The sequence below is a fragment of the Mariniradius saccharolyticus AK6 genome, assembly GCF_000330725.2.
GTDB classification, from domain to species: Bacteria; Bacteroidota; Bacteroidia; order Cytophagales; family Cyclobacteriaceae; genus Mariniradius; species Mariniradius saccharolyticus.
In genome coordinates this window covers 232737-258693 of the sequence record NZ_AMZY02000020.1, presented here as the reverse complement: position 1 = coordinate 258693, position 25957 = coordinate 232737, and the positions used below count along the sequence as shown (strand labels likewise).

Sequence of the window (25957 nt, the reverse complement as noted above, 5' to 3'; positions counted from 1 at the left end):
ATCGGGACGAATCCCTCAACTCCCACTTCGAAGCCCCAAATCGGGGCTTTTTGTTTTAATTCGAAATCAAAAAGGCCGCAGAGGGTCGGGGTCCGCGATGGCGATCGGGACGAATCCCTCAACTCCCACTTCCAAGCCCTCGGAACCTTATCCCGAGGGCTTTTCTGTTTTTCTTATTTGTCTATTAACTTGGGTAACCGATTTGGCCTCGGCAGAACTGTATAAGTTAACATATGCAAATACATGTCTCGATGATTGTATTTCTGATGATTTGGATTGCTTTTTGGAAAAACCAGGCTGAATACACCCGACTTAGCGAAAATCCAATAGCACCTGATTCAATTATCGTCATTTTCGACAGAGACAATGACCTGACCCTTTTGGCAAATCTCTCGGGAGATGATTGGGCTTACACCAGGAGTGGATTTGAAGACCCAGATTTGTCGGTTGGCGTTACCCACGTCGCATCAAGTGGGCAGGCATGCGCCAACCTCCAATCAAAGCAATTACTTGAAATCCCAAGTATTCATGATAATGACCTGACATTTGATGATTGGGTGGAACTGAAAGGAAAGTCCGACGCTGGAACGACCATTCTCTTGGTCTTCAAGGACGAGTGGATGCACAAGGACAGATTTACCGTTGGATTCAAAGTCCCAGCCTGTGAGGTAGATATCCAAATGTGGGGTAAAGAGTAAAAGATGGTTTACCCCAACCAATCAGAGCCCCCGGAACCTTATCCCGAGGGCTTTTCTGTTTTGCTTGACCTTCCACAGGTATTGAGGAAATCGACTTCGGTTGAATCTACGTCCCTGATTTCTGGGCATATTGGCTCCTTTCGTCCGCTTCGCCCATAGGCCAGTCCTCAAATCTCAAACCTGATCCCTTGAGCAAGGGGGAGGGCTGTACTGTAGTTGATGGTATTGGTCTGACGGCGCATGTATGCTTTCCAAGAATCCGAACCGGATTCGCGTCCTCCGCCGGTTTCCTTTTCTCCTCCAAATGCCCCGCCAATCTCAGCACCGGAAGTACCGATATTGACGTTTGCGATACCGCAATCGGACCCCGCGGCGGACAGGAATGCCTCCGCTTCCCGCATGTTCAAAGTCATGATTGCGGAGGATAATCCCTGCGGCACGCCGTTGTGCATGGCTATCGCCTCGTCGAGGGTCCTATATTTGTTCAAGTACAAGATCGGCGCGAATGTCTCATGCTGTACCATTTCAAAATGGTTTTCAGCTTCGATGATACAAGGCTTCACATAGCAGCCTGACTCATATCCGGGACCCGTGAGTACCCCTGCTGGCACGAGTTCCTTTCCTCCTTGGGCTTTGACCTTTTCCACCGCGGATAAATATGCCTTGACCGCATCTTGGTCGATGAGCGGGCCTACGTGGTTTTTCTCGTCCAAAGGATCCCCGATCACCAACTTGGCATAGGCGGATTTGAGCCTTTCCTTGACTGTATCATAGACAGATTCCTGTACGATCAGACGTCTGGTCGTGGTGCAGCGCTGACCAGCAGTACCCACTGCACCAAACAAAGCCCCACGAATGGCAATATCCAAATCCGCGTTTTCGGTGATGATGATGGCATTGTTGCCGCCAAGTTCCAAAAGTGACCGTCCCAAGCGGGCCGCAACAGCTTGTCCTACGATCTTGCCCATGCGGGTGGAGCCTGTCGCAGAGATCAGGGGAATCCGGAAGTCTTGGGTCATCATTTCACCCACCTTGTAGTCTCCATTGATGAGACAAGATATGCCCTCCGGCAATTCGCTTTCGCGGAGTACCTTTGCTACGATATGCTGGCAGGCCAAAGCTGACAGAGGCGCCTTTTCGGAAGGTTTCCATATACACACATCCCCGCAGACCCAAGCGATCATGGCATTCCAGGACCACACAGCAACCGGAAAATTGAAAGCGGAGATGATTCCGACGATGCCCAAGGGATGCCACTGCTCGTACATGCGATGACCGGGACGCTCTGAATGCATCGTCAGCCCGTACAATTGCCTGGAGAGGCCCACTGCAAAATCACAGATATCGATCATCTCTTGGACCTCACCGAGTCCTTCTTGGTAGGACTTGCCCATCTCGTAGGAAACGAGCCTGCCCAAGTCGGCTTTGACGACCCGGAGTTCGTTGCCAAGTTTTCTCACAAATTCACCACGCTGTGGCGCCGGGACTTTTCTCCAGGTCAAAAAGGCTTCCTCGGCCTTCTGGATAACGGCTTCATAGGTCGCCTTGTCCGTAGCTTGCACCGCTGCAATTTTATTTCCATCTACAGGTGAAAGGGATGAAAAAAACCCTGCCGATGTATTCAGCCAATTTTGGCCCGTTGAACTTCCTGGGTTTTGGTCCTTAATGCCGAGCGTCTCTAAGGATGCGCTGATCTGTGCTGGTAATGACATATTTGGGTTTGATTTTGATTATTAATATAAAAAGGGTCAGTCCTCTTTTTGCTTCTTGAGCCTCTCGGGTAGATACCGCTCCAAATCTACATAATCCAAGTACTTCTTCAATTTGGGCCCGACGTCAAATCTGTAAATAAAATTGATTCGGTAATTGCCTGTCATCAATTGATTTGAGAAATCATCGACCTTGGGTAGACCGAGATTCGCATGTACATAGTTGGCGTTGATGGACCAAACCGGGCCGTTGTACCCAGCAAATCCTCTCAAAAAAAAGGTGTTGGTCACATTCCATTGGGGTGTGGATTCTAGATTCTGCTCCACATTGGAAAAACCAAAACTCATGCTGCTTGATACCAATCCTGTCAGGAAGAAATGCTTTTTGATCACCAATGTGGCGACATAACCAATGTTTGGGCCGAACTGCAAAAAACCGACCCTGGTAAACTCCCGACTGAGCGGATTGTCTGGCTCAAAAGGAATCGGATACGGGTTCTCGGCATGTCCACCATACATTTCAAAACCACCCAAGAGACTTCCTGCTGATTTTTTTTGCCAACCGGTCTGCAAAAATGAAGCCTTCAGCGACAACCTGTCCCCATTAAAAAGGTATTGCAGGTTGGCACCGAATTTCCTCACACGCATGTCTGGAAACACCAAGATATCCGGATCGTCTACCAATTGACCATTGATCCGCTGCAAATAGTAGCCGTTGTAAAACTGCCCAAAGAAATCGATGACAAAATTCCTAGGATAAACGTGTCCCTGCAGATCCAAGTAACGGCCGTCCACGCGATCCATATTTGGATTCATAAAAGGAAAGCCTACGGCAATATTCAGCGTGAAATCATTGTAGGAGGCACCCACTCCAAGGTTAAGGTTCGTGTTTGGTTCAAACCTCATACGGGTGTCACTCAAGTTGTCCTGTAACACCAAACTTGTATACTTCCTGGAAGTGTAAAGCCTTGTCGTCAGCATTTTCCGGTAGCTTACATAATATGTCGTGTCTCCCTGAGCATGCGAAAAATCTGTTACAAAGGAAAAGAATCCCGAAAAAAGCACGAAAACGATATAAGAGGAAAATCTCAATTTAATGTCACAATATTTCAAGCCCAATATATCCAGAAATAAAAAATCCGCATTACTGCGGATTAGAATTTAAATGGAGATCAGAAAAAGTCATTCTCACAATAATCTCCATTTGTTTAATCATCAAAAGTCTTTAGCAGAAAAAGTTGCTTAATCACCCGAGACAAATATAGCAAACAATGATTTAGAAAAACAAGAGTATCATCTAGGTTTTTTTTGATTTAATAATAAAATAATCATAATTGAGTTTTCACGATAAAACCGCACTTCTACCTAGTAGACCAATTAAAGCGTTTTAGCAATGTATTTTTAGACAATCATTTCTTTGTCGATATCCTTAGGGTTTCCAAAAAAATGAAATTTAACTCATTATTTTATTGATTTTCAACATTTTGATCTATACCCCTTCGATTCAATATTCAACTAGTTTCCAAGATTATCTTTTAATTTTATCATTTAGTTATAATCAACGGACAGAGTCAAAAAACCAGGTTAGTTAAATTTTTCTTTGAATTTTCATATTTTTTATCCGCCTGTGAAGTCTAATGACAATTAACTATGGGGTAATAATCCAAGGGTTTACTGTACGTTGGAGTGCATATTGGAAAACCCCTTCAAGCACTTCTATTCGGGAATTGTACAAAAAAAATCCCCGAACCACAGGCCCGGGGATAGAATATGGGTTATCGTGTTTATGCAAGTTTGGCCAAGGCGGATTTCATTCGTTTGAGAGCCTCCACAAGTTCCTCGTCTGAAGCCGCATAAGACAACCTGACGCAGTTTGGTGCTCCGAATGCCTCACCAGTTACCAGTGACACGTTGGCTTTTTCAAGAATATATAAACAGAGATCGTCCGCATTATTTACTTTAAACCCGTCCGCTGATTTTCCGAAAAATGCTGTCACGTCGGGAAAGAAATAAAATGCACCTTCAGGAATATGTGTCTTGATCCCAGGAATATCTTTTAAAAGACCCAAAACCAAATCCCTTCTGCGCAAATAGGCTTTTTCCATCTCTTTGGACGGCGTTTGGTCGCCGGTGATCGCCGCCAAAGCAGCCCTTTGGGCAATGCCCGTACCACCTGAAGTGAATTGACCTTGCATCTTCTCACAGGCTTTTGCAATAAATACGGGCGCACAGATGTAACCTACCCTCCATCCTGTCATCGCATATCCCTTAGAAAATCCATTCACCGTAATTGTCCTTTCAAACATCCCGGGGAGAGATGCGATGCTGAAATTTTTCCCAGTGAAATTGATCAGCTCATAAATTTCATCGGCGATCACAAAAAGGTTCTCCCTGCTTTTAACGATGGCTGCGATTTCCTCCAGTTCAGCCTGACTAAATACAGAACCGGTTGGGTTACAAGGAGAGGAATAAATCACCGCCTTGGTCCTATCCGTCAGCGCCGCTTCCAATTGCTTGGCTGTGGCTTTGAAGTTGTTTTCGAGGTTTCCTTCTATAAGCACGGGAACACCACCAGCCAATTTTATGATTTCGGCATAACTCACCCAATACGGGGAGTAGATCACCACCTCGTCACCTTCATTGATAAGACACATGAACACATTGGCGATTGAATGCTTGGCCCCCGTCGAAACGACGATGTTTTCGGCTTTGGCTTGGGAGATATTGTTTTCCTCACGCAGTTTCTTCGCGATCGCTTCCCTCAGGTCCTGGTATCCAGCCACCGGTGGATAGGCGAAATATTTTTCCTCATCGATTGCATCTTTGGCTGCCTTTTGGATATGCTTAGGTGTCTTGAAATCTGGTTCGCCCAAACTCAGGCTGATGATGTCAATTCCTTGGGCTTTCAAATCCCGCGCTTTTTTGGCCATTGCCAGAGTCGCGGATTCTTCCATCTGGTTGATGCGATCGGATAAAATAGGATTCATGAGGTTTGATTTTTAAAATTCGGCCAAAAATACAGATTACAATCATTAATTCTCAAAAAATCATTTGAATTGCTGATAGTTCCGTGTTTTTTTGGTAAAATAACGATCGCCCAAAATTCGTTGTAAAAACATGAAATCCCGGATTTTCCTTCTCGCATTGATTTATCTGATCGGCATACGCGTGTCTTTTGCCCAAAAGGACAAAAAAGAACAACAAACGGACCCGGATTCGTCAGGAGTCGTGACCGATAGGTTCTTGCCTACCTCGGCACCGATGTTGCTTTTCGAGGACTTAAACAAAACTGATAAAAAGAAAGAGCAAAAGAAAAAAGCGAAAAAGAACATTTACTTTGGAGTCAAAACTAAGAAAGGCTATACAAAGCAAAATATCCGTGAATCGGTCCAATATGAGGTTTTCAATTATACAACCGAAACCAGAACAGTGGATCCCTATATCAGGGATATCTATTGGATTGACAATCGGGATAAAGTCATCCGCAGCCAAAACTTTGACCCGACCCGCGGATTTCTCCTACACGGGCCGTACCAGCGGGAAGTTGGCGAAGTCGTTGTCGAGAAAGGCTACTATTTTTTTGGTACAAAACATGGCACCTGGCTTAAGTTTGACAACAAATCTGTACTTCTTGACAAACTCCACTACTCCGAAGGCTGGCCCAAAGATTCCAAAGTCACCTACTATAACCGCGAAAAACGCCAGATCGAAAAGCTTATCCCCGTGGAGTATGAATTAATGGAAGGCAATTTCTTTCATTTCCATGAAGACGGGCAGGTTGCAGTCACCGGGGAGTACCATTTTGGCGAAAAAGTCGGGCTTTGGACCGAATACTGGAATGTGAAGAACAGTGCAGTCCGCAAGCGGGAAATCCAATACCAAAGTGAGCCGTTCACGAAAAACTTCAGGCCCTACATCCGCGCAGAATGGGACAAGGACGGCAATCTCATCTACAGAAGGGAAAACGTGAATTGATATTTACCTATATTCCCTATCTTTTTTATAGGTTTTTATTCGTAATACCAAAATCATACTTACATTTGTCATGCTAATTATTGGTATGACACAGGAACAATTCAGCAAGTACTCATTTCTACTCGATCGGACTGCCCGGCGTGTCAAGCAGTATGCTCAGCGAAAGTTCAAGCTGGAGGATTTCGATATCACGGTCGACCAATGGCTGATTTTGAAAAACCTATCTGAGAATGAGCTGATGAGCCAATCCGAAATGGCCCAAATCCTATTCAAAGACCAACCGACACTGACGCGCATCATCGATATCCTGACCAAAAAAGGCTATGTGGAGCGTGTCCCCCACCCCAATGACCGGAGAAGTTTTCAACTGGTACTTACGCAGTCGGGCGCCGAAAAAGTAGAAGAACTCAAACCAAAGGTCTCTGAAATCCGGCAAAAAGCCTGGGAAAACCTCAACGAAGGGGATTTTGAGGAATTTAAGCGGATCCTCAACAAAATTTATGACAACCTTGAATAGATCTTATCAAAATTGAAAAATTACTTGTCATACTAATTATATTTGTACGAACAAACAGCTGAAAAAGCTGTTAAACCTATTGATAAACCATTTTCATCATGATTACGACAGACCTTTGTATCATCGGGGCGGGACCAGTTGGTCTATTTGCGGTTTTTGAAGCAGGATTGCTGAAGATGCGCTGCCATTTGATCGATTACCTTCCGCAGGTCGGTGGGCAATTGTCGGAGATTTATCCCCAAAAACCGATCTACGATATCCCGGGCTATCCGGAGATCAATGCGCAGGATTTGGTGGACAACCTGATGTTGCAAATCAAGCCATTCAAGCCGACATTTACCTTGGGCGAGCGTGTGGAGCATCTTGCTAAGCAGGCTGACGGATCGTACATCGTCACCACAAATGAGAAAACACAAGTGCATTGCCAAGTAGTGGTCATTGCCGGCGGCTTGGGCGTATTTGAGCCGAGAAAGCCCGCTGTGGAAAATCTGGAGGCATTTGAAGGAAAAGGTGTCGCTTACATGGTGAAGAACCCAGAGACTTTCCGCAACAAAAAGGTTGTGCTAGCTGGTGGAGGTGATTCCGCTTTGGACTGGACGATCTATCTGGCCGATGTGGCTGAAAGGGTAACCTTGGTTCACAGAAATGAGACTTTCCGTGGCGCTCCTGATTCAGCGTCCAAAGTGTTTGACCTAGCCAACAAAGGGAAAATTGATTTGATCCTTTCCGCCAATCTCAAAGAGCTAGGTGGCAACGGGACATTGAAAACTGTCACTCTCGAAGGCAAATCCAAGGAGGAAATCGTATTGGATGCGGATTATCTGATCCCCCTGTTTGGCTTGAGTCCAAAGCTCGGTCCGATTGCAGACTGGGGACTTAGCATTGACAAAAATGCGATCGAAGTAGATACCCGTGACTATTCGACCGGCGTGGAACGCATCTACGCCATCGGCGATATCAACACGTATCCCGGCAAGCTGAAACTGATTCTCTGTGGCTTCCACGAGGCGGCCATCATGATGCACTCTGCATTCAAATATGTCTATCCTGACCAAAAACTCAGCTTCAAATACACCACCGTCAACGGCGTAAACGCATTCTAATCAATCCCATGATATCATTCACTGTAGAAGACCAAGCAGGCAACCGGCAACGGATCGAAGCCCCTGATGACATGGGGCTGAGCCTGATGGAAGTGCTGAAAGCATCCGAATATCCAATCCTCGCTACCTGCGGTGGCATGGCACTCTGCGCTACCTGTCACGTGGAAATCCTTGAAGGAAAGGATGGCCTCGGAGATGCAACTGATACCGAACTAGACCAGCTAGAAAACCTGCCCGAGTATTTCCCAACTTCGCGCCTTTCCTGCCAAATCCGCATCGGCGAGATTCTGGAAGGTGCAGTGATAAAACTGCGGGGCGAAGATGTGGTATAGTCAGATCCAAGCGGATTTGTATAGACAACCAAATTGGCCAAAACTCAAATGAAAGAACGCCATCTGTATCCAGATGGCGTTTTCCTTTGCCGAGATTCTGGCAGAAGGATTTTTTACAAATTGGTTTTACATGTTTTAATGGGTATTTTCATTCCAAAACCCCAAAACATGAAGCTATCATTCCTGATACTGTTGATTTTTCCTATAGCCGTCTTTTCTCAGACCGAAAAATCACAGGAAAAAGAGAAGATAAAAATTCTCATCATGCAATATTCGGAAGCAAGGGAAACACAAGACAGCATTCTCCTGCGGAAAATCCTGACCGAGGACATAGACCAACTGGTCTCAAACGGACAATGGAGAATCGGGATTGCGGAGGCTACAGCAGGCATGCAGACAAGCACCCGTTCCAACCCAGGCACACGTAGCCTTGAGGTGGAAAAGATTAAATTCCTCAGCGAAAATGTGGCATTGGTAGATTGTCGGTATATAATCACTAGTCCAAACGGATCCAAAAGGGAAATGTGGAGTAGCTTTTCTGTGGTTAAAACGGGTGAAAACTGGAGAATCTCCGCAATCCGGAACATGAATCCTTCAGCAGGAAACTGACTCCTCAGTTCGCTTGGCTATTTCTTCTTAAAAACCTTCCCAATCGCTTCTGAAAAATTCTCCAATGTATGGACGCTACCGGAAAGCAAGGGATTAAGGAAGGAGGTGCCTCCCGTCTTGGCGTAGGGATCCTCTAGATCATTTTGGATTGGATAAACCAGTATGAAATTGTTCTTGTTAAAATACTTGTTGAGGTATTTGGGCAGTTTCTGCATCACCGGATTGTACGATTCCCCACTTTTTCGACTCATGATGACCATCAAGGCATCATTCTCTTTTAAGTCCCTTGACAATATCAGGAAATCTTCCCAGTCAGGAAACTCCGTGAATTGCGCCTCGATGCTAAACTTTTTCTGAACCTCTTTAATAAATTCCAAGGTTTCCGAATGGGCAAAGAAAGACAGTTTGGCCCCGGTATTTCTACCGATATTCCATACCCTCAGCAGCCAATGTATAAATCCAAGCTCCTTCTCGGCATCTTTGGGAATCACGACTACATACTTCCCGATCGTATTCAAAGGCTGGTAACTCTGGTAAATAAATGCCGTGACCTGGATTTTGGACAATACGCCCTCTGTAAGTTTGCCAAGAATAGAATCAGAGATGGATTGCTGCTTATGTAGCCCTAGGATGATATCCGTCGCCTTGTTTTCCTTGGCCACATTGGATATCCCGTTGACAATATTGCTGTCATACCGGACAAGTTCGCTCAGGATGTTATCAGTCGCAGCAGCCGCCTTTGTAGCTTTTTCCAGAAGCTTCTTGGCATTCTTTTCCTTCGCTTCATCCGTGACATCCGAAGGAATGATGTTAAGGGCAATTAGAGAGTTCTTTGTCGATTTAGATTTGATCGTCACACCGAAATTGATCAGCTCCTCAATATTTTCCGGGTAATTGACTGGAATAAGTATTTTCTCCTCAAGCTCATTGGATTCCTTTTCTTCGGAAGATTCTTTTTCCTCCTCAAGGGCAAGCACGGTACCGCCCCTTTGGGCAACGAACGAGGCAATCGTACAAGTAACCAAAATCATCAGGATGGTCCCATTCAGAATACTGTCACCCAATAGTCGGATAGGCGTGCCGTCGGGATTTTCCCCGATGATAATTTTGTATCCTACCAGCACCGCCGCCAAAGTCGCCGCTGCTTGGGCATTGCTCAGTCCGAAGATCACGTTTCGCTGTGCCACGGAGAAACTAAAGGTTTTTTGAGTGAAATATGCGGCAAGGAACTTGGCAAGCGTCGCCACGATGGTCATGACGATGGCTACTTTGATAGTCTCGAAGTCTGAGATGAAAACCCGAAAATCGATCAACATACCAACGCCAATCAGGAAGAAAGGGATGAAAAGCGCGTTGCCAACAAACTCAATCCTGTTCATAAGCGGAGAAGTATGGGGTATGAGTTTGTTCAACGCCAAACCCGCCAAGAACGCCCCAATGATTCCTTCTATTCCTGCGGCCTCAGCCAAAAATGCACCGAGAAACACGAGCGCCAAAACAAATATGTATTGGGAAATATTGTCATCGCTCTTTTTGAAAAACCAGCGGGCCAACATTGGAAACACAAACACCACAATGCTTGCGAAAATCAGCAGGGAAATAAAAAGTTTCAGCCAGAAATCGCCTGTCATCTCTCCGGTAGACATCCCTACCACCACGGCCAATACCAAGAGAGCCAAGGTATCGGTAATCATGGTACCCCCAACGGTGATGTTCACCGCTTTATTTTTCGTCACGCCCAGCTTAGAGATGATCGGATAGGCAATCAGCGTGTGCGAGGCAAACATACTTGCCAACAGAACCGAAGTTGCCATTCCAAAATCCAAGATAAAGAGTCCCGAAAGCGTACCCAAAACCATGGGAATCAAAAAAGTGTACATACCAAAAACGATGCTTTTGGTCGAATTCTTCTTGAAATCGGCCATATCGATTTCCAATCCAGCCAAAAACATGATATACAGCAATCCCACCGTACCAAACAGTACCACGCTGCTGTCCCTTTCTAGCATATTAAAACCATTGGGTCCAATAAGCGCACCTGCAATGATCAATCCGATCAATTGCGGGATTTTTATCTTGTTGAGCAGCAGCGGCGCAAAAAGGATGATGAACAGGATACTGGAAAAAACAAGGACTGGGTTGGTCCAAGGTAGCTTAAAGTTCAATTCTGCCAAAAACATCATAGCTGACAAGTTCAAAAGAGACACAATTTAACTCTAAACTCCCCGGAAATCGATAAAATTCACCCAAACAACTCGGGAATAGTTCGGCAAAAACATATTATATACACCAGAATTGGCCTCAACCCCCAATAAACCAACCGCTTAAAGAATCGCTTCTATGCCATCAATTTTTCCAAAATTTCCTTAGCAGCCTTGGAAATAACCGTCCCTGGGCCAAAGACAGCTGACACGCCCGCATCACTAAGGAATTTGTAGTCTTTTGGGGGAATCACTCCTCCCGCAATCACCATGATGTCTTCCCTTCCCAGTCGCTTAAGCTCCGCAATCAACGCTGGCACCAAGGTCTTATGGCCGGCTGCAAGGGAGGACGCCCCCACGATATGCACGTCGTTTTCGACCGCCTGCATCGCAACTTCCTCGGGAGTTTGAAAAAGCGGCCCGATATCCACGTCAAAACCCAAATCGGCAAAGCCTGTCGCAATGACTTTGGCACCCCGGTCGTGGCCGTCCTGGCCCATTTTGGCAACCATGATGCGTGGCCTCCTTCCTTCCAATTCCGCAAAACGGTCAGCCAAAGCCCTCGCTTCTTGAAATGCTTTATCGTTTTTGGCCTCGCCAGCATACACGCCTTTGACAGATTGGATCGCAGCTTTGTGCCTGCCGAATTCTTTTTCCATCGCATCGGATATTTCCCCTAAAGTAGCCCTTTTTCGGGCTGCTTCCACGGCCAATTCGAGAAGATTTCCCTTCCCGGGTTCGGCCGCAACGCTAATCGCGGAAAGTGCAGCGTCGACTTCCGGTTGGCGGCGCTCAGCTTTGAGTCGGTGCAACCGCTCGATTTGGGCTTCCCTGACGGCGTTGTTGTCCACTTCGAGAATATCAAACTCCTCCTCTGATTCTGTTTGATACCGATTGACGCCTACGATTATATCACGGCCGCTATCGATCCGCGCTTGCTTCCTGGCGGCCGCTTCTTCGATACGCATCTTGGGTATTCCAGCATCTATGGCTTTGGCCATACCGCCCATGGATTCAACCTCCTCGATCAGAATTCGGGCTTTTTTGACCAATTGATCCGTGAGGTATTCCAAATAAAAAGACCCACCCCAGGGATCCACGACTTTTGTAATTCCCGTCTCTTCTTGCAGAAAAAGCTGGGTATTTCTTGCGATCCGAGCAGAATAATCCGTCGGAAGCGCGATCGCCTCGTCAAAAGAATTGGTATGCAAAGATTGGGTATGGCCTAATGCCGCTGCCATAGCCTCAATGGCCGTGCGTGCAACGTTATTGAAGGGATCTTGGGCCGTCAGGGACCAACCAGAAGTTTGACAATGGGTGCGTAGCGCCATTGACTTGGGGTCCTTGGGGCCAAATTGCCGCACGATTTCTGCCCAAAGGAGCCTTCCCGCCCTCATTTTGGCTATTTCCATAAAATAATTCATCCCAATAGCCCAAAAGAATGAAAGCCTCGGCGCAAAATCATCAATATCCAAACCTGCCTGTATGCCTGTCCTGAGGTACTCCAAACCATCCGCCAAGGTATAAGCCAGCTCCAAATCGGCAGTTGCACCTGCCTCCTGCATGTGATAGCCCGAGATAGAAATGGAATTGAACTTGGGCATATGTTTCGAAGTGTAAGCAAAAATATCTGCGATGATTCGCATCGATGGCCCAGGCGGATAGATGTAGGTGTTGCGGACCATGAATTCCTTCAGAATATCATTTTGGATGGTGCCACTCAACTGTTCTGGCTTCACTCCTTGTTCTTCGGCCGCGACAATAAAAAAGGCCAAAATCGGGATCACCGCCCCATTCATCGTCATGGAGACAGACATTTGGTCCAAGGGAATCCCGTCAAACAATACCTTCATGTCCAAAACAGAATCGATCGCAACACCAGCTTTGCCAACATCACCGACTACTCTGGGGTGGTCGGAATCGTAGCCTCGATGGGTAGCCAAATCGAAAGCGACTGAAAGCCCTTTTTGTCCAGCCGCTAAATTTCTCCTATAAAATGCGTTGGATTCTTCTGCCGTCGAAAAACCTGCATACTGCCGAATCGTCCATGGCCGCATCACATACATCGTACTGTAAGGTCCCCGCAAAAACGGTGGAATTCCCGCCGCATAGCGCAAATGCGACACGTCCTTCAGCAATTCACTACCGATAACGCCGGGCACTGGAATCTTTTCGGCAGATTCCCAAACACTGGCAGATTCATTTTGACCACCGTTTTGATACTCAAATCGAAGTTTGGAAAGATCGGGCCTCATGCTGGATTTTGGTTTTGGTGTTCAAACAATAGGGTTTCACGCCAAGGTAACAATTGCCAGACCTGCTCTTGAGGCAATTCTACATTCGGCCGACTTTCATTCGGTGCAAATTTGTTGCTGCCAATTTTTGGAGACTTCCCCTCCAAAACCGCCACCATTGACTTGCCCCGTGCCGCACGAATCTCATTTTGCATCTGGCCCGATTCGAATGCTTGCCACCAGCCCCCAATTTTCTCGATATCGATGAGCTTGGATTTAACTTTTCCCAAAATCTCCCGAATCAAAGCCTCCAAATAGTAACTACCGGCGGCAGGATCGACCACTTTGTCCAAAAAGGATTCCTCTTTGAGGATGTTGGAGATATTGCGCGCCATTCTTGTCGAAAAATCAGCCTTCGAAAAATCATGTGTGCCGACCGCGAGCGCGTTGCATCCGCCAAAGATGGCAGCCATCGCTTCGGAAGTATTTCGAAGCAAGTTCGTATTGACATCCCAAGTACTCTTGGTCCAATTGCTTGTCCCGACGAATATTTCTACCATTGCTGGCTCCATCGATACGCCATATAAGGTTGCAAGCTGGTGAAAAATCACGCGAGCGGATTTGATTTTGGCTATTTCTCCAAAAAAATCACCCCCCGCTTCTATGCAGACGAAGCAATTAGAAAACAGGTCAGCCGGTGAAATTCCATGCTTCTCCAAGCCATCTACAAGTTCAATAAAGGAAGCAAATCCGTAGGCTAACTCCTGAACGGCCGTAGCGCCAGCTTGATGGTAATGGGAAAAGCGAATCGCAAGCGGCCGGAAGTCCGGATAAGCTTTTACCGAAGCGAGCAAAGACGCTGCATTTACATAAATGTCCTCCTTTTCCAAGGGGTATTGAAGCGCCTGAACAAATCCGTCCCAGATAATCCCTCCATGCAGCTCGGCCGGTTTGATGCCTGCGGCTTGAATCCAGGATTTGAAGCTTTCCCACAACTCAAGAACACTCCCTTCCGTCTCCAAATACACTTTAATATACTGAATCCCGACGTCCTTAAGCAGCGTTGCCCAATCGATCGGTCCATCTATCTTCAAAAAGATCCCGTCAATCCCGTTCATCAAAGCATGAAGGATTTCCCGATTGGACACTTTTTCATCCTCGACCTCGAAGGTTCCAACATTAGCCCAAATCCGAGGGGGGATACCGGGAATTTCCGGATTGGGATGGAAGGCGTTGCGATAACCCTCGAGTCCGGAGACTGTGTCCTCTTCTGTGTAACAAGGCTGAATCCTGATCCCGTCAGGATTTATGGTAGTAAGAGTGGCCTCAAAGTCTTTTCCTCTGATATCCTGCAAGACCTGTCGTATCCAGTCTTCCTTTGACGAGTGCGGAAAAGCATCAAAAGTAGTTTTTTTCATATTTGGGTTTATCAATCATGTTGTACTCAGCACATCCCGTTAGTACGCAAGACAATACCCAAAAATAAGCGATCACCAGGGATTTGCCACCACAAATAATCGAATGGAATCTCAACGCTGAATTATAATCCGGGGTGACAAGCGGTTAGCTTAGGCCGAAAATCGAAAATTCTCCCGCAATCCTGTTGTATCCCTTCCTTGAAATCGCACAAATCAGAAGTCAAAAACACATAATTTCAGGCGGCGAAATCAATCCAAATGGAATTGTCAGGCTTTAAGGAATTATTAAAAAGTCAAGCCGAATTTGATTTTTAATTTAAATTAAAAATCCACAAATTTGGAGCCCTTCGAAAAGAGGTGAGGGTTTCCACAACAATTCATGTTTAGATATATTAAGTAGAAAATGAGTTCAGAGGCAAATGCAGTTTGGAACGAATGTTTGCGCGTCATCGAGCAACATGTCCCTGAACAAAGTTTTTCGACTTGGTTTAGGCCCGTCAACCCGGTGAGGTTGGAGGGCTCGACACTGACCATTCAGGTTCCGAGCCAATTTTTCTACGAATGGTTGGAAGACAATTACGTGAATGTCTTGAAGCTGGCGATCAAATCCACCTTGGGGCCCAATGGACGCTTGGAATATGCGGTCGTGGTTGATAAGGGAAATTCCCAAAACCAGCCCTACGTCGTCAGCTACCCGCAGGTTGGAAATACACCATTAGCAAAAAAAACAGGAGCTCCAGAGGCAAAAAGCCCATTTGATATTCCCTCGATCAACGAGGAATGGCTGATGCAATCCAATCTGAACCCAAACTACACCTTCAACACTTATATCGAAGGTGATTGCAACAGACTCGCGAGATCGGCAGGATTTGCGGTCGCAACCAAGCCCGGCATTACCTCTTTCAACCCCCTGATGGTTTATGGTGGCGTGGGATTGGGAAAGACACACTTGGTGCAGGCCATTGGCAACGAAATAAAAAACGGACCTGAGGATAAGTTTGTACTCTATGTGTCCTCGGAGAAGTTCGTCAACCAGTTCATGGATTCGATCAAAGACGGCAATGTAAAGTCCTTCACCAATTTCTACATGCAGGTGGATGTGCTCATCATAGACGACATCCAGTTTCTTGCTGGGAAAGATCGGACCCAAGAGATGTTTTTCCACATTTTCAACCACCTCCACCAAAACAAGAAGCAGATCATCCTTACTTCCGACTGTCCTCCCAAGGATTTGAAAGGATTGGAGGAAAGGCTATTGTCCCGCTTCAAATGGGGCCTGACAGCAGACCTGCAGATGCCTGACTTTGAGACAAGGGTCGCAATCATCCGTAGGAAAATGCAATCCGAGGGCATTTACATCCCTGACGACGTCATTGAGTATCTTGCCTATACCGTTGACACAAATGTCCGTGAATTGGAAGGCGTGATGATTTCACTGATCGCACACGCATCGCTCAATCGGGTAGAGATTGATTTGGCCTTGGCCAAGACCATCATGAAAAACATCGTGAAGGACATCGAAAACGAGGTGGGCATCGATTTTATCCAAAAGACCGTATCTGACTATTTCGACATCAAAACCGAAGACCTGAAGGCAAAAACCCGCAAAAAGGAAATCGTGACAGCCCGTCAAGTGGCCATGTATTTTTCGAAGGAATTTACCAACCATTCCCTCAAATCCATCGGGTACCATTTTGGAGGCAGGGACCACAGTACGGTCATCCACGCCGTACAGACGGTCAATGACCTAATGGAAACGGATACTACCTTCAGAAATGCCGTAAACGATCTGAAGAAAAAACTGAAGATGCGGTCATATTAGAACGTTGGGAGGTCCTGCGGTAAGGAAGTTCCGGGTCTCGGATGTGAAAAGGTATCAAGGTTTGATTTTATCTCTCTATTTGTTTGTAAATGCCACGATTCCAGCCAGTTCAGACAGGGGCAATTTGAGTTCGGTTGGACCCATGACATAGGGGCCGATTTCATAGGAATTGTAATAAAGTACCAGAGAATCGAGTTCAAAGCCAATCGCGGCAGGGAGAAAAAATTCATCTCTTTCATTTAGAAAAAATCGCCCATCATCCTTCAAGTTCATGTCCTCACCGACTGCATGGTACTTGCGAAACTCCACCTCTGCTTTGGAAAGTAGTGTCCTTTCCTCCAGAATCAACTCAGAATTTGTAATTCCTTGTCCCGTATTCTTGTCAAAATTCAGATAGGAGCGAAATGAATTTGGATGGGCGCCGCCTGTAAAGGAAAAACTGTCAAACGCCAAACTCAACAGGGAATCGCTTTGATAGGAAACACGAACTTCCATGGAATATTCCCATGAAATGGCATCGGGAAATTCTTTCTTCAAGGCGATATACTCACCCATGAAACCCTGAACCGCGGAATCCAAGGAAAGTGTTTCAGGTTGCCCCTCAAAAGACATCCCTTGGACAATGATCCGTTCTATCAGGGATTGTAGTTTTTTGTCCCCAAAAACCGGATAGGAAATATCAACAGAGACACACTCCTTCCCCGCGCAGGTTTTTTGCTCAATTTTTTTGATTTCAAAAGCCCATGGGTCTTGGGATTCTTCTGGTTTTTTGGTTTGGCAGGAAAAAACCAGCGAGGAAACGACAACAAACGCCAGAAGGTGGTTGAATTTCATTAATATTCGAATTGTCATTTGGCACGGTTTAGAAATCCTTGGACAAGTTCCTCTGCTTGTTTGATTGGAGAAAGGTTTCCTGATTGGACACCTGGTAAAACCTCGGACAGTCGCAGTTTTACCCCGGGGTTTTGATAAAATTTTGACTCCAACAAATACCGGATATGGTCATCAAACCATTGGATTCTTTGTGACTGACGGTTTTGTTGCCAAAAGCCGTTTAGCTGCATCACGTTTCGGTATTCCTCTACGACGTTCCAGATTTTTGCTAGGCCTCTCCCCTCCAATCCCGAGCAGGTCATCACTCTCGGACTCCAACCGCTTTCTTTTGCTTGGAACAAATGTAGCGCATTGGCATAGTCTCGCATCGCCAGCTTGGCTGCCTCGAGGTTGCTACCGTCGGCCTTGTTGATTACCAAAGCGTCGCACATTTCGATAATTCCTTTTTTGATTCCCTGCAGTTCATCGCCTGCCCCGGCGAGCATCAGAAGCAGAAAAAAATCCACCATCCCCCTAACTGCAGTCTCCGATTGGCCTACTCCTACGGTTTCGATCAATATCACATCAAAACCCGCCGCTTCACATAAAAGCATGGCTTCACGAGTCTTTGCACTCACACCACCGAGTGCCTTTCCTGCCGGACTGGGGCGGATATAGGCTCTCTTGTCCGCAGCAAGGCTTTCCATTCTGGTCTTGTCGCCAAGTATGCTGCCGTGGGATTGCTGACTACTGGGATCCACGGCCAACACGGCAAGTTTGTGGTTACTCTCAACGATTAATCCGCCAAACTTTTCGATGAACGTGCTTTTTCCAACGCCAGGAACGCCAGTGATACCGATCCGAATTGAGTTTCCCGAAAAAGGAAGAATTCCCTCCATCACCTGGCCGGCCAAGGTTTGGTCTTCTTCCAGGGTACTTTCTACCAAAGTGATCGCCCTGCTCAAAAGCATACGGTCTCCGTTGAGGATTCCTTGGATATAAGTCTCTGGGCTGAATCTGCTCTTTTTCAATGTAGAATCAATTGGGCTTGATGGGTGAATTTAGCTGAATTAATCGAAAGGATTGCGCCTGAACTGCACCTGCGCCATGCTGTTTTTTTCATATACAGCTATGCAGTTGGAGTTAAAATCAGGATCAAAATGCGGATTCTCAGCCCTTAAATCCTTTGGCGTACGATCCCGTTCTGAAAAAAAATACACGGTCGTCGTTCCGTATTTCGTATATGGCATGCGGTCGGCATAAGCCCGCATGTCTTCTGCGGTGGCATCTTTCACATAGACCGTATATATCCGGCGAATAGGACCCGTATTGTTTTCGTTTCGGTAAAAAGCCATTTCTTCAATCTTTCCGGACCACTGTTCCAGGCCAGGTTGGGATACACTTTCCCAAAAAAGCCAAGTAGCAATACCGATTGCTGCACCAATCAATAGGAGGTTGAGTTTATTTCGGGGTACTTTCACGGTTTTTTGATTTAATTTAGGGCAAAAATCACAAGATGGCTTTCGAATATATCAAGGCTTTACATATCATTTTTGTTGTTACCTGGTTTGCGGGACTTTTTTATATCGTCAGGCTCTTCATTTATCAAACCGAAGCCTACGACAAACCCGAGGCAGAACAAAAAATCCTCAGTCCGCAACTCAACCTGATGGCAAGTCGCCTTTGGTACATCATTACCTGGCCTTCGGCAATACTGACGCTCATATTCGGTTTTTGGGTCTTATATTATCGATGGGGCTACATGCAGTTGGGATTTATGCACGCAAAGTTGGGCTTTGTTTTCGTATTGTATATTTATCACTTGCTGTGTCATCGCATTTTTCTACAATTGCAACGTGGGGAAACCAAGTGGACTTCCACCCAGTTACGTATGTGGAACGAACTGGCGACTATTCTCCTGTTCGCGATCGTCTTTTTGATCGTGTTAAAAAGTATCGTGAGCGTTGCCTGGGGTATCGGCGGTTTGTTTGCACTCAGTATACTCATGATGCTGGGGATCAAATGGTACAAAAAAGTGCGGGAGAAGAACAATAACTAACAAATGGAAATGGAAAGGAAAATGAGGGTTTGGGTTTTTGCCACGTTTATTGCAGTAGCATTCTCAAGTTGCAACGGAAATAACGCTGGGAATCAAGGCAATGGGGAGCTTCCCATCTTGGGCAATCGGGAGGTTCAGGAGTTTGAAATGGAAGGCAAAACAGTATCCGATACTGTTTACCACAAGATTGCTGACTTCTCCTTTACCAATCAGGAAGGCAAGACCATCACCAACGCCTCCATGCAGGGAAAAGTCTATGTCGCGGACTTTTTCTTCACAACCTGTCCCACAATCTGCCCGATCATGAAAACCCAGATGCTTAGGGTTTACGAAAAATTCAAGGATGAACCAAGGTTCCAGATTCTGAGCCATACCTTGGACCCTGTACACGACACACCCGAATTACTCAAGGATTACGCATCCAAAATTGGTGTGGAAGATGACAAAACCTGGCATTTTCTTTCGGGTGATCAGGAAAAGATTTTCGAAATCGGGCAAACCAGCTATCTAACTACTGCTATGGCTGACCAAAATGAGCCCGGAGGTATTTTGCATTCCGGCGCCTTTGTATTGATAGACCAAGATGGCCATATCCGCGGCGTATACGACGGTACAAAAGAAGACCAAGTCGACAGGCTGATGAAGGATATCCCAAAACTCCTGAAATAACTGCCGATGAGGGAAGTCTTTTTATACTTGCTTCTTGCTGGTTTTCTGATTTCGTGTTCCGCCAATAACGACAAAAAAGAGGGAACCCTGGCCGATATTACCGACACAAAGGTGCTACAATACGCTATACAAGGAAAAATCCTGTATGAACAACACTGCGCAAACTGCCATCAGAAAGACGGAAGTGGACTAGGTAAACTTATCCCGCCAATCAAGAACTCGGATTATTTTCTGGAAGACAAAGGTAGAACCGCCCGTATCATCAAGTACGGCCAAACTGGCCCTATAACTGTGAACGGAATTGAATACAACGAGGCGATGCCGGCTAACCCGAAACTCACGGATTTGGAAATTGCCCAGCTAATGACTTACCTATATAATATTTGGGGGGCGAAGGAAGGAGTGATAGATGCTTCACAAGCCGGGCAATATTTGAAGCATTGATTATTTTTCGCCGAATTTGGCCTTGTAGCTATCCATCGACTTTTTGATGTCGGCGTTAACCTTTTCGATGAGGATTTTTTGTTCAAGAAGGTAATCCCGCACCTGCTCGTCGGTCATGTCATCATAACTGGACTTAAACTGCCGCATCCACACAAACATTCCCTCAAAGGAATTGCCCAAATCACCCGCCATGACCTTCAAGTCAGCGACTTCCTCGGGGCTCATCCCCAAGGAGTCAGCTTGGCTAATTCTTTTTTCAACTTGCTTTTGATAGTTTTTCAAATCGCCCATCAGGGGCATCACCTCGTCATGAATGGCAATTACGTCTTCCTTCAGAGAATCATTTTCCTTCTTTAAGTTGTCGCCACAGGCGAGCAGAAACCAAATGAGACTTACTAACAGTATCCAGCTTTTTTTCATTGGGGTCATTAAGTTTGAAAGCAAATAAAAGATATTTAAATTAAAAAAAGAAACTATTTATTATACGAATTACATGTTTTGTAATTTTTCCAATTTAAAATATGAAAAATAACCAATGAAAAGGATGCTGAAAGCGACACAAAAAACATCCAATCAAATCGGTCGTGTAAAAGGATTGCAAAACAAAATACCGTCAACGAGGCCCATAACCCTATTTTTATAAAATCTGAATGTGTATTTTTGACCGCATTGATTACCGCCCAAATTGCAAATGCAATGAAAATGTAATCAAGCCAATGCCAAACGGAATGCGTGTGTTGGTATTTGGTCCCAAAGTGTCTCGGTGGGTTGCTGGGCCCTTTGACAAAAAACCCCAGCGAAACGATCAGGGGATAAACCGTACAGTGAACCATGCATAAAAATGAAGCCGATATTCCGATCAAATCCGGCTTTTGAATTTGAATTCGCTTACTTATTTGCAACATAATTGCAAATATAGAAAAAAGATATTTAGACTGAGAAGGATATGAAAACTTACTGTTTTGCCAAGGATAGAATCCGCGAATCCAAGACGGCCACGATCCATCCGATGGACATAGGTTTGATCAGGGGATATGGGATTTTTGATTTTTTCAGGACCGCGCACTATGTCCCGCTTTTCCTACAGGATTACCTCAATAGGTTCATTCGCTCGGCAGAAAAAATGCACCTCCCGCTTCCCCTGGACCGTGCGGGACTGGAGGATGTGATCCTGGAACTTGTTTCGAAGAATGAACTCGAAAACGGAGGAATCAGAATGCTGTTAACCGGTGGAATTTCCGACAATCATTTCTCTCCGAATACAGGCAGTCTGTTCATCTTTTGCGAAGCCCTGGATTTTCCACCGATGAGCAAATACGAAACGGGCGTCAAGTTGGTCTCCGCCGAACATGTACGTGCCGTAGCCGATATCAAAACCACGAATTACGCCTTCCCTGTATGGCACAGTGCCAACTGGAAAAAAGAGGGGGCCGAAGATTTGATTTACCACCAAAACGGCTTTATTTCCGAAAGCTCCAGGTCAAATATTTTCATCATCAAAGACGGAAAAATCGCTACCCCAGACCAGAATGTACTTCATGGAATCACTAGGATGCGGACATTGGAATTGGCTCCAGAGACGGAGATCCGCCCGATTACCTTTGAAGAACTCCTCAATGCGGATGAAGTTTTCATGACAAGTACGACCAAAAAAATCCTCCCCGTCACCAAAATTGACAACTACGCCATCGGCGAGGGGAAACCAGGTAAAAAAACCTTGGCCTTACTGAAGGATTTTTTGGAGATGGAGAAAAAAGTTGTCGGTGCGATGTCTGAAAACAAATAGGACCGAATAACAAAATGGCCAAATCGATTGATTTGGCCATTTTGATTTAGTTCGCTAGAAGTTCTGCTTCTTTGAGGATGTACATCAGTTTTTCGGGATCCTTATCATTGAGTGTCAGCTTGCCCCGCACACGCACCCGCTTTGAAGTGTATTTGATTGGGTTTTTCAACATCACCTCCATGACAGTCTCAGGTCCTCCCGATCCACAGAAAAAGCACTCAGCCAAAGGCAGCGAGGAAAGAATGATATGCTCTGGTTTAAACATGCCTTCAAACGGGATGATGTAGCCATCTGCCTCCACGACCTTACCTTCGAGGTTCTTGATTTTTGGACCGAAAACCGGGATATATAGCTCCCCGAATTCATCCTGGCCAATTTTATAGGTCACTTCCGACAAGTCCTTCCACACGGTTGTGGATTGTGAATAACCCATTTTGGCGAAGCCCAACAGCACAATGATCAGCAGTATTTTTTTCATGATTGAATTTTTTTCTGAGTGAACGCGTCACGCCCGAAATTAGGATTTGGAAAGTTGTTTGGCAATATCAGTTTGATAAGCGTTGATTGCAGGAATAAGAGAGGCTACTATACCGACGAATACGGCGAAGACAACGATCCAAAGCTCCTCGGTCAAGAAAACCAAGGCGCTCAGGTTGCCGATGGCCCCCTGATCGTTTTGCATAACGAGGATGCCCAAAAAAAGGTGCCCAATGAGAATTCCCAAAATCGCTCCTATGAAGGTAAGAATCACCCCTTCCAACAGAATATGGATGAACAATTGACCGCTTGACGCTCCAATCGTACGCATTACGGCAAGGTCGTACTTTCTTTCCTTCAGCGAATTGAACAGCGCTATAAAGATACCAAGGCCTGCGATGATGATGATCACGATCGCAATTCCCTGAACGAACTTCACTCCGACTCCCAACAGTTCAAAAAGACGGGAAATCTCAAACGACGGCGATGCAGCCTGCAGCGATGTTCTGCTGTTGATCTGGCGGGGAAGTTGGACGGCTGCCATCGGATTTCGGTATTGGAGCAAAAGGGAAGTCACCTCACGGTCCTCGCCTTCTGGGAAACCCGTCTTTGCGACTGGCGCCTGAAATTTGCCAGGATCCTCTTCTCCCTCGTCATGCGTGTACCACACGGATTCGATGCTCGTGAGCACCAATTTATCTAGTACGTTGCCCATCGGGGCCAAAATACCGGTTACGGTATAGGGATGTTCCCCATGGTCGTGGCTGCTGCTACCAATGCCATGGGAACCAATAAACGTATCTCCGAGCTTTAATCCCATTTTCTCTGCCACCGCACTACCGAGCACCACATCAAATGGAAGCTCCCAAGGTTTCCCTTGGGCAAACTCTGCTTTGTACAATTCCAGATAATCATGGTTGGTACCCACGATTCTGTAGCCTTGGTAGTTGTCACCAAGCCCCAAGGGGATGATTTTTTTGACAAGCCTGTTTTTGCCGAGTGATTTGGCTTCCTCCATATCGATATTTCCCGTTGGAAAATCAATATGGTAAATGCTCGAAAGTATCAGTTGAAGGGGACTGCCTTTAGCCCCAACGACCAAGTCAATTCCTTCGGCATCCTTGGTCATCTTGCTTTCGAACTGATCCTGGATCAGCAAAAGCACCGTAATGATTGCCAAGCCCAAACCCAGCAAGAGGATATTCAATCCCGTACTCAGTGGCTTTGCAGTCAGGTATTTCCAGCTAAGTTTCAGTAAGTTCATATCAGATCCCTACGGTGATTTGGTTGGAAATATGGTTTTTAACCCGCTGATCGTGCGTAACAATCACCAAGGCAGCTTGATGTTTTTCCGCTTGATCCTTAAGCAGTTTGACGACCGCCTCTGCATTTTGATCATCCAAACTTGCCGTAGGCTCGTCCGCCAAGATGAGCTTGGGTTCATTGACCAAGGCCCGGGCTATCGACACACGCTGCGCCTCACCTTCACTCAGGTTATTTACCAATGACTTTTTCTTGTGCCCAATCCCCAACTCCTGAAGTACCGAAGTAATCCTATCTGTCTTTTTTCCGGCAAAATAATTAGCAAGCATGAGATTTTCCTCCACAGTCAAAGGTGCGAGGATATGTGGCTTTTGAAAAATGATGCCGATGTTTTTCCCCCGAAATTTATCCAATTGGGTCCCCTTGAGCGTGTACAGCGATGTCCCATCAATCGACACTTCACCCGCCTTTGGCTGAAGCAGCCCCGCCAAAATATGTAAAATGGTGGTCTTCCCACTTCCTGATCTACCCAAAATCAACAACTGCTGTCCCCGATCCAATCGGATATCCGGAATCTGGAATGGCTGGTTGGCGTCGTAGTAAAACGAAATATTTTCGGCCTTTAGAATCATTAGTTCTGAATCGGAATTGACACTAAGAATGTGGTTCCTTTGCCTTGGGCGCTCTGGAAAGTAATATCTCCGTTGAGCACTTCGATGCTTTTCTTGACGATGGACAGGCCCAATCCTGAACCTTCGATGATTCCCACGTTTTTTGCTCTAAAGAAGCGGTCAAACAACTGGCTTTGTTCCTTTTCGGGTATTCCGATTCCCTGGTCCTTGACACTTGCCTTCAGCTGCCCATCTTCCAGCCAAACCTTGAATTCCACCTCTTGGCCGTCTTTCGAATATTTCACGGCATTTGAAAGTAGATTCTCGAAAATCTGGTAGAGCAAATCCGAATCGGAGGTGATGGTCTTGGGCAGATTATCAAACTTCGTGTTGATCTTCACATCATTTTCCGAACCTGCCTTGACGACGTCTAGTATCTCGTTGAGCATTGCCGCGAGAAACATTTTCTTCGGCTTGTAGTCAATCTTATTGGCATCTGCTTTCCCAAAAAACAACACCGAAGTGAGCAGACTGTTTAGCGAACGGACAGAGTTTTCGATTTTCTGGGCGTGTTTTTGGATCTTCGCCTTGAATGGGTGCTCACGCTCCGCATACTGTTGGAGCAATTGCGCTGAGCTGAGGATGGACGTCAAAGGTGTCTTGAAACCATGGGACACATTCAACACGATGCGAGACTTGAGCTCGCCGATTTCCCTTTCCTTTTCCAATGCACGGGTGAGTTCTTTGTTGGCCTCCGCAAGATCCTTTGTCCGCTGCCTTACCTTTTCTTCAAGCTCGTTATTGAGTTTCTGGAGTTCCTTTTCCTTACGGTCTTTGAAAATGGCCAATTCTATCACCATGTTCAGTTCCCTGATGTTGAAGGGCTTGATCACATAGGCACTTGGATTGGTCCCGACTACCTTTGTGAGCGTTTCCGCATCGGAGCTCGCACTGAGATAAACTACAGGGATATCATATTTTTCATTGATGATCTCGGTGGTCCTGATTCCATCAAGCTCGCCAGCCAAATTGATATCCATCATGACGATATCGGCTGGACTGGTTTCCAAAATCTCCAAGGCACGCTCCCCCGAGTCCGAAATCCCAATGATCTCATGGTTGTTTTTTTCCAGTGCTTTTTTCAACAGCAAGGCGGAGACGTGGTCGTCCTCAGTGATCAATATCCTTAGTGGAAACATGTGCGCTTTTTGAATGAG

At 46.0% G+C, this 25957-nt stretch carries 26 protein-coding genes; 11 read left to right on the top strand and 15 right to left on the bottom strand.

What is annotated here, in order from left to right; genetic code table 11:
• The first annotated feature begins 251 nt into the window (after positions 1-251).
• A complete protein-coding gene (locus C943_RS19635) occupies positions 252-698 on the top strand; it encodes a hypothetical protein (RefSeq protein ID WP_008631440.1) in 447 nt (148 codons plus the stop codon).
• Positions 699-865: 167 nt separating this feature from the next.
• Here C943_RS19635 and amaB read toward each other — a convergent pair whose 3' ends face one another.
• From amaB to C943_RS19620, 3 genes are all read right to left on the bottom strand, one after another.
• The gene (amaB, locus tag C943_RS19630) at positions 866-2410 is read right to left on the bottom strand and encodes an L-piperidine-6-carboxylate dehydrogenase (RefSeq protein ID WP_008631438.1); all 1545 of its coding nucleotides are present in this window, start codon (positions 2408-2410) and stop codon (positions 866-868) included.
• Between the two features lie 36 nt (positions 2411-2446).
• Positions 2447-3499: a DUF4421 domain-containing protein gene (locus C943_RS19625; protein ID WP_245545571.1), complete on the bottom strand. Its 1053-nt coding sequence runs from the start codon at positions 3497-3499 to the stop codon at positions 2447-2449.
• 692 nt (positions 3500-4191) lie between these two features.
• Complete coding sequence (locus C943_RS19620; RefSeq protein ID WP_008631434.1) at positions 4192-5394, bottom strand: pyridoxal phosphate-dependent aminotransferase; 1203 nt, start codon at positions 5392-5394, stop codon at positions 4192-4194.
• 130 nt (positions 5395-5524) lie between these two features.
• Here C943_RS19620 and C943_RS19615 point away from each other — a divergent pair, with 130 nt between their 5' ends.
• From C943_RS19615 to C943_RS19595, 5 genes are all read left to right on the top strand, one after another.
• Complete coding sequence (locus C943_RS19615) at positions 5525-6382, top strand: toxin-antitoxin system YwqK family antitoxin (protein WP_008631432.1); 858 nt, start codon at positions 5525-5527, stop codon at positions 6380-6382.
• 85 nt (positions 6383-6467) lie between these two features.
• On the top strand, positions 6468-6899 hold the full coding sequence (locus tag C943_RS19610) for a MarR family winged helix-turn-helix transcriptional regulator (protein ID WP_008631430.1): 432 nt from the start codon (positions 6468-6470) through the stop codon (positions 6897-6899).
• A gap of 98 nt (positions 6900-6997) precedes the next feature.
• The gene (locus C943_RS19605; protein WP_008631429.1) at positions 6998-8002 is read left to right on the top strand and encodes an NAD(P)/FAD-dependent oxidoreductase; all 1005 of its coding nucleotides are present in this window, start codon (positions 6998-7000) and stop codon (positions 8000-8002) included.
• A gap of 8 nt (positions 8003-8010) precedes the next feature.
• Complete coding sequence (locus C943_RS19600) at positions 8011-8334, top strand: 2Fe-2S iron-sulfur cluster-binding protein (protein ID WP_008631427.1); 324 nt, start codon at positions 8011-8013, stop codon at positions 8332-8334.
• Positions 8335-8502: 168 nt separating this feature from the next.
• Positions 8503-8943: a DUF4440 domain-containing protein gene (locus C943_RS19595; protein ID WP_040481459.1), complete on the top strand. Its 441-nt coding sequence runs from the start codon at positions 8503-8505 to the stop codon at positions 8941-8943.
• A gap of 17 nt (positions 8944-8960) precedes the next feature.
• On the opposite strand, the gene C943_RS19590 is transcribed toward C943_RS19595, so the two are convergent.
• The 3 genes from C943_RS19590 to C943_RS19580 form a co-directional block, all read right to left on the bottom strand.
• Positions 8961-11126, bottom strand: coding sequence for a cation:proton antiporter (locus C943_RS19590; protein WP_008631422.1), 2166 nt, complete (start codon positions 11124-11126; stop codon positions 8961-8963).
• Positions 11127-11281: 155 nt separating this feature from the next.
• On the bottom strand, positions 11282-13399 hold the full coding sequence (gene scpA / locus C943_RS19585; protein WP_008631421.1) for a methylmalonyl-CoA mutase: 2118 nt from the start codon (positions 13397-13399) through the stop codon (positions 11282-11284).
• Positions 13396-14796 (bottom strand): methylmalonyl-CoA mutase family protein, encoded by a 1401-nt coding sequence (locus tag C943_RS19580; protein WP_040481424.1) that lies wholly within the window; start codon positions 14794-14796, stop codon positions 13396-13398. Before C943_RS19580 ends, scpA begins: the two co-directional genes overlap by 4 nt.
• 403 nt (positions 14797-15199) lie before the next feature.
• Here C943_RS19580 and dnaA point away from each other — a divergent pair, with 403 nt between their 5' ends.
• On the top strand, positions 15200-16618 hold the full coding sequence (gene dnaA, locus C943_RS19575; RefSeq protein WP_008631419.1) for a chromosomal replication initiator protein DnaA: 1419 nt from the start codon (positions 15200-15202) through the stop codon (positions 16616-16618).
• Between the two features lie 75 nt (positions 16619-16693).
• Here the strand turns inward: dnaA and C943_RS19570 are convergent, their stop codons facing one another.
• From C943_RS19570 to C943_RS19560, 3 genes are read right to left on the bottom strand one after another with little or no spacing between them, the layout of a single operon-like run.
• Positions 16694-17452, bottom strand: a complete 759-nt coding sequence (locus tag C943_RS19570; RefSeq protein ID WP_008631418.1) for a DUF3298 and DUF4163 domain-containing protein — start codon at positions 17450-17452, stop codon at positions 16694-16696.
• A 14-nt stretch (positions 17453-17466) separates the two neighbouring features.
• Positions 17467-18462, bottom strand: coding sequence for a methylmalonyl Co-A mutase-associated GTPase MeaB (gene meaB, locus C943_RS19565; RefSeq protein ID WP_008631417.1), 996 nt, complete (start codon positions 18460-18462; stop codon positions 17467-17469).
• Positions 18463-18501: 39 nt separating this feature from the next.
• On the bottom strand, positions 18502-18912 hold the full coding sequence (locus C943_RS19560; protein WP_008631415.1) for a hypothetical protein: 411 nt from the start codon (positions 18910-18912) through the stop codon (positions 18502-18504).
• Between the two features lie 35 nt (positions 18913-18947).
• On the opposite strand from C943_RS19560, the gene C943_RS19555 reads away from it, so the two are divergent.
• From C943_RS19555 to C943_RS19545, 3 genes are read left to right on the top strand one after another with little or no spacing between them, the layout of a single operon-like run.
• Complete coding sequence (locus C943_RS19555; RefSeq protein ID WP_008631413.1) at positions 18948-19490, top strand: CopD family protein; 543 nt, start codon at positions 18948-18950, stop codon at positions 19488-19490.
• A gap of 3 nt (positions 19491-19493) precedes the next feature.
• Positions 19494-20159, top strand: coding sequence for an SCO family protein (locus C943_RS19550; RefSeq protein WP_008631411.1), 666 nt, complete (start codon positions 19494-19496; stop codon positions 20157-20159).
• Between the two features lie 6 nt (positions 20160-20165).
• Positions 20166-20603 (top strand): c-type cytochrome, encoded by a 438-nt coding sequence (locus tag C943_RS19545; RefSeq protein WP_008631409.1) that lies wholly within the window; start codon positions 20166-20168, stop codon positions 20601-20603.
• On the opposite strand, the gene C943_RS19540 is transcribed toward C943_RS19545, so the two are convergent.
• The gene (locus C943_RS19540) at positions 20604-21023 is read right to left on the bottom strand and encodes a hypothetical protein (protein ID WP_008631407.1); all 420 of its coding nucleotides are present in this window, start codon (positions 21021-21023) and stop codon (positions 20604-20606) included.
• Positions 21024-21076: 53 nt separating this feature from the next.
• A complete protein-coding gene (locus C943_RS19535) occupies positions 21077-21508 on the bottom strand; it encodes a MerC domain-containing protein (RefSeq protein WP_040481422.1) in 432 nt (143 codons plus the stop codon).
• A 41-nt stretch (positions 21509-21549) separates the two neighbouring features.
• Here C943_RS19535 and C943_RS19530 point away from each other — a divergent pair, with 41 nt between their 5' ends.
• Positions 21550-22389, top strand: a complete 840-nt coding sequence (locus C943_RS19530) for an aminotransferase class IV (RefSeq protein ID WP_008631405.1) — start codon at positions 21550-21552, stop codon at positions 22387-22389.
• 46 nt (positions 22390-22435) lie between these two features.
• On the opposite strand, the gene C943_RS19525 is transcribed toward C943_RS19530, so the two are convergent.
• Genes C943_RS19525 through C943_RS19510 form a run of 4 tightly spaced genes read right to left on the bottom strand, consistent with a single transcriptional unit; the run spans position 22436 to position 25939 of the window.
• Positions 22436-22867, bottom strand: coding sequence for a hypothetical protein (locus C943_RS19525; protein ID WP_008631404.1), 432 nt, complete (start codon positions 22865-22867; stop codon positions 22436-22438).
• Between the two features lie 39 nt (positions 22868-22906).
• A complete protein-coding gene (locus C943_RS19520; RefSeq protein WP_008631401.1) occupies positions 22907-24130 on the bottom strand; it encodes an ABC transporter permease in 1224 nt (407 codons plus the stop codon).
• Position 24131: 1 nt separating this feature from the next.
• Positions 24132-24761: an ABC transporter ATP-binding protein gene (locus tag C943_RS19515; protein WP_008631399.1), complete on the bottom strand. Its 630-nt coding sequence runs from the start codon at positions 24759-24761 to the stop codon at positions 24132-24134.
• Complete coding sequence (locus C943_RS19510) at positions 24761-25939, bottom strand: hybrid sensor histidine kinase/response regulator (protein ID WP_008631397.1); 1179 nt, start codon at positions 25937-25939, stop codon at positions 24761-24763. Before C943_RS19510 ends, C943_RS19515 begins: the two co-directional genes overlap by 1 nt.
• Between the last annotated feature and the right edge of the window lie 18 nt (positions 25940-25957).

What these genes read in the sequence shown, in the direction of transcription:
- C943_RS19635 (WP_008631440.1), top strand. Translation starts at nt 252, where the DNA reads ATGATTGTATTTCTGATGATTTGGATTGCTTTTTGGAAAAACCAGGCT.
- amaB (WP_008631438.1), bottom strand. Translation starts at nt 2,410, where the DNA reads ATGTCATTACCAGCACAGATCAGCGCATCCTTAGAGACGCTCGGCATT.
- C943_RS19620 (WP_008631434.1), bottom strand. Translation starts at nt 5,394, where the DNA reads ATGAATCCTATTTTATCCGATCGCATCAACCAGATGGAAGAATCCGCG.
- C943_RS19615 (WP_008631432.1), top strand. Translation starts at nt 5,525, where the DNA reads ATGAAATCCCGGATTTTCCTTCTCGCATTGATTTATCTGATCGGCATA.
- C943_RS19610 (WP_008631430.1), top strand. Translation starts at nt 6,468, where the DNA reads ATGACACAGGAACAATTCAGCAAGTACTCATTTCTACTCGATCGGACT.
- C943_RS19605 (WP_008631429.1), top strand. Translation starts at nt 6,998, where the DNA reads ATGATTACGACAGACCTTTGTATCATCGGGGCGGGACCAGTTGGTCTA.
- C943_RS19600 (WP_008631427.1), top strand. Translation starts at nt 8,011, where the DNA reads ATGATATCATTCACTGTAGAAGACCAAGCAGGCAACCGGCAACGGATC.
- C943_RS19595 (WP_040481459.1), top strand. Translation starts at nt 8,503, where the DNA reads ATGAAGCTATCATTCCTGATACTGTTGATTTTTCCTATAGCCGTCTTT.
- C943_RS19590 (WP_008631422.1), bottom strand. Translation starts at nt 11,126, where the DNA reads ATGATGTTTTTGGCAGAATTGAACTTTAAGCTACCTTGGACCAACCCA.
- scpA (WP_008631421.1), bottom strand. Translation starts at nt 13,399, where the DNA reads ATGAGGCCCGATCTTTCCAAACTTCGATTTGAGTATCAAAACGGTGGT.
- C943_RS19580 (WP_040481424.1), bottom strand. Translation starts at nt 14,796, where the DNA reads ATGAAAAAAACTACTTTTGATGCTTTTCCGCACTCGTCAAAGGAAGAC.
- dnaA (WP_008631419.1), top strand. Translation starts at nt 15,200, where the DNA reads ATGAGTTCAGAGGCAAATGCAGTTTGGAACGAATGTTTGCGCGTCATC.
- C943_RS19570 (WP_008631418.1), bottom strand. Translation starts at nt 17,452, where the DNA reads ATGAAATTCAACCACCTTCTGGCGTTTGTTGTCGTTTCCTCGCTGGTT.
- C943_RS19555 (WP_008631413.1), top strand. Translation starts at nt 18,948, where the DNA reads ATGGCTTTCGAATATATCAAGGCTTTACATATCATTTTTGTTGTTACC.
- C943_RS19550 (WP_008631411.1), top strand. Translation starts at nt 19,494, where the DNA reads ATGGAAATGGAAAGGAAAATGAGGGTTTGGGTTTTTGCCACGTTTATT.
- C943_RS19545 (WP_008631409.1), top strand. Translation starts at nt 20,166, where the DNA reads ATGAGGGAAGTCTTTTTATACTTGCTTCTTGCTGGTTTTCTGATTTCG.
- C943_RS19540 (WP_008631407.1), bottom strand. Translation starts at nt 21,023, where the DNA reads ATGAAAAAAAGCTGGATACTGTTAGTAAGTCTCATTTGGTTTCTGCTC.
- C943_RS19535 (WP_040481422.1), bottom strand. Translation starts at nt 21,508, where the DNA reads ATGTTGCAAATAAGTAAGCGAATTCAAATTCAAAAGCCGGATTTGATC.
- C943_RS19530 (WP_008631405.1), top strand. Translation starts at nt 21,550, where the DNA reads ATGAAAACTTACTGTTTTGCCAAGGATAGAATCCGCGAATCCAAGACG.
- C943_RS19525 (WP_008631404.1), bottom strand. Translation starts at nt 22,867, where the DNA reads ATGAAAAAAATACTGCTGATCATTGTGCTGTTGGGCTTCGCCAAAATG.
- C943_RS19520 (WP_008631401.1), bottom strand. Translation starts at nt 24,130, where the DNA reads ATGAACTTACTGAAACTTAGCTGGAAATACCTGACTGCAAAGCCACTG.
- C943_RS19515 (WP_008631399.1), bottom strand. Translation starts at nt 24,761, where the DNA reads ATGATTCTAAAGGCCGAAAATATTTCGTTTTACTACGACGCCAACCAG.
- C943_RS19510 (WP_008631397.1), bottom strand. Translation starts at nt 25,939, where the DNA reads ATGTTTCCACTAAGGATATTGATCACTGAGGACGACCACGTCTCCGCC.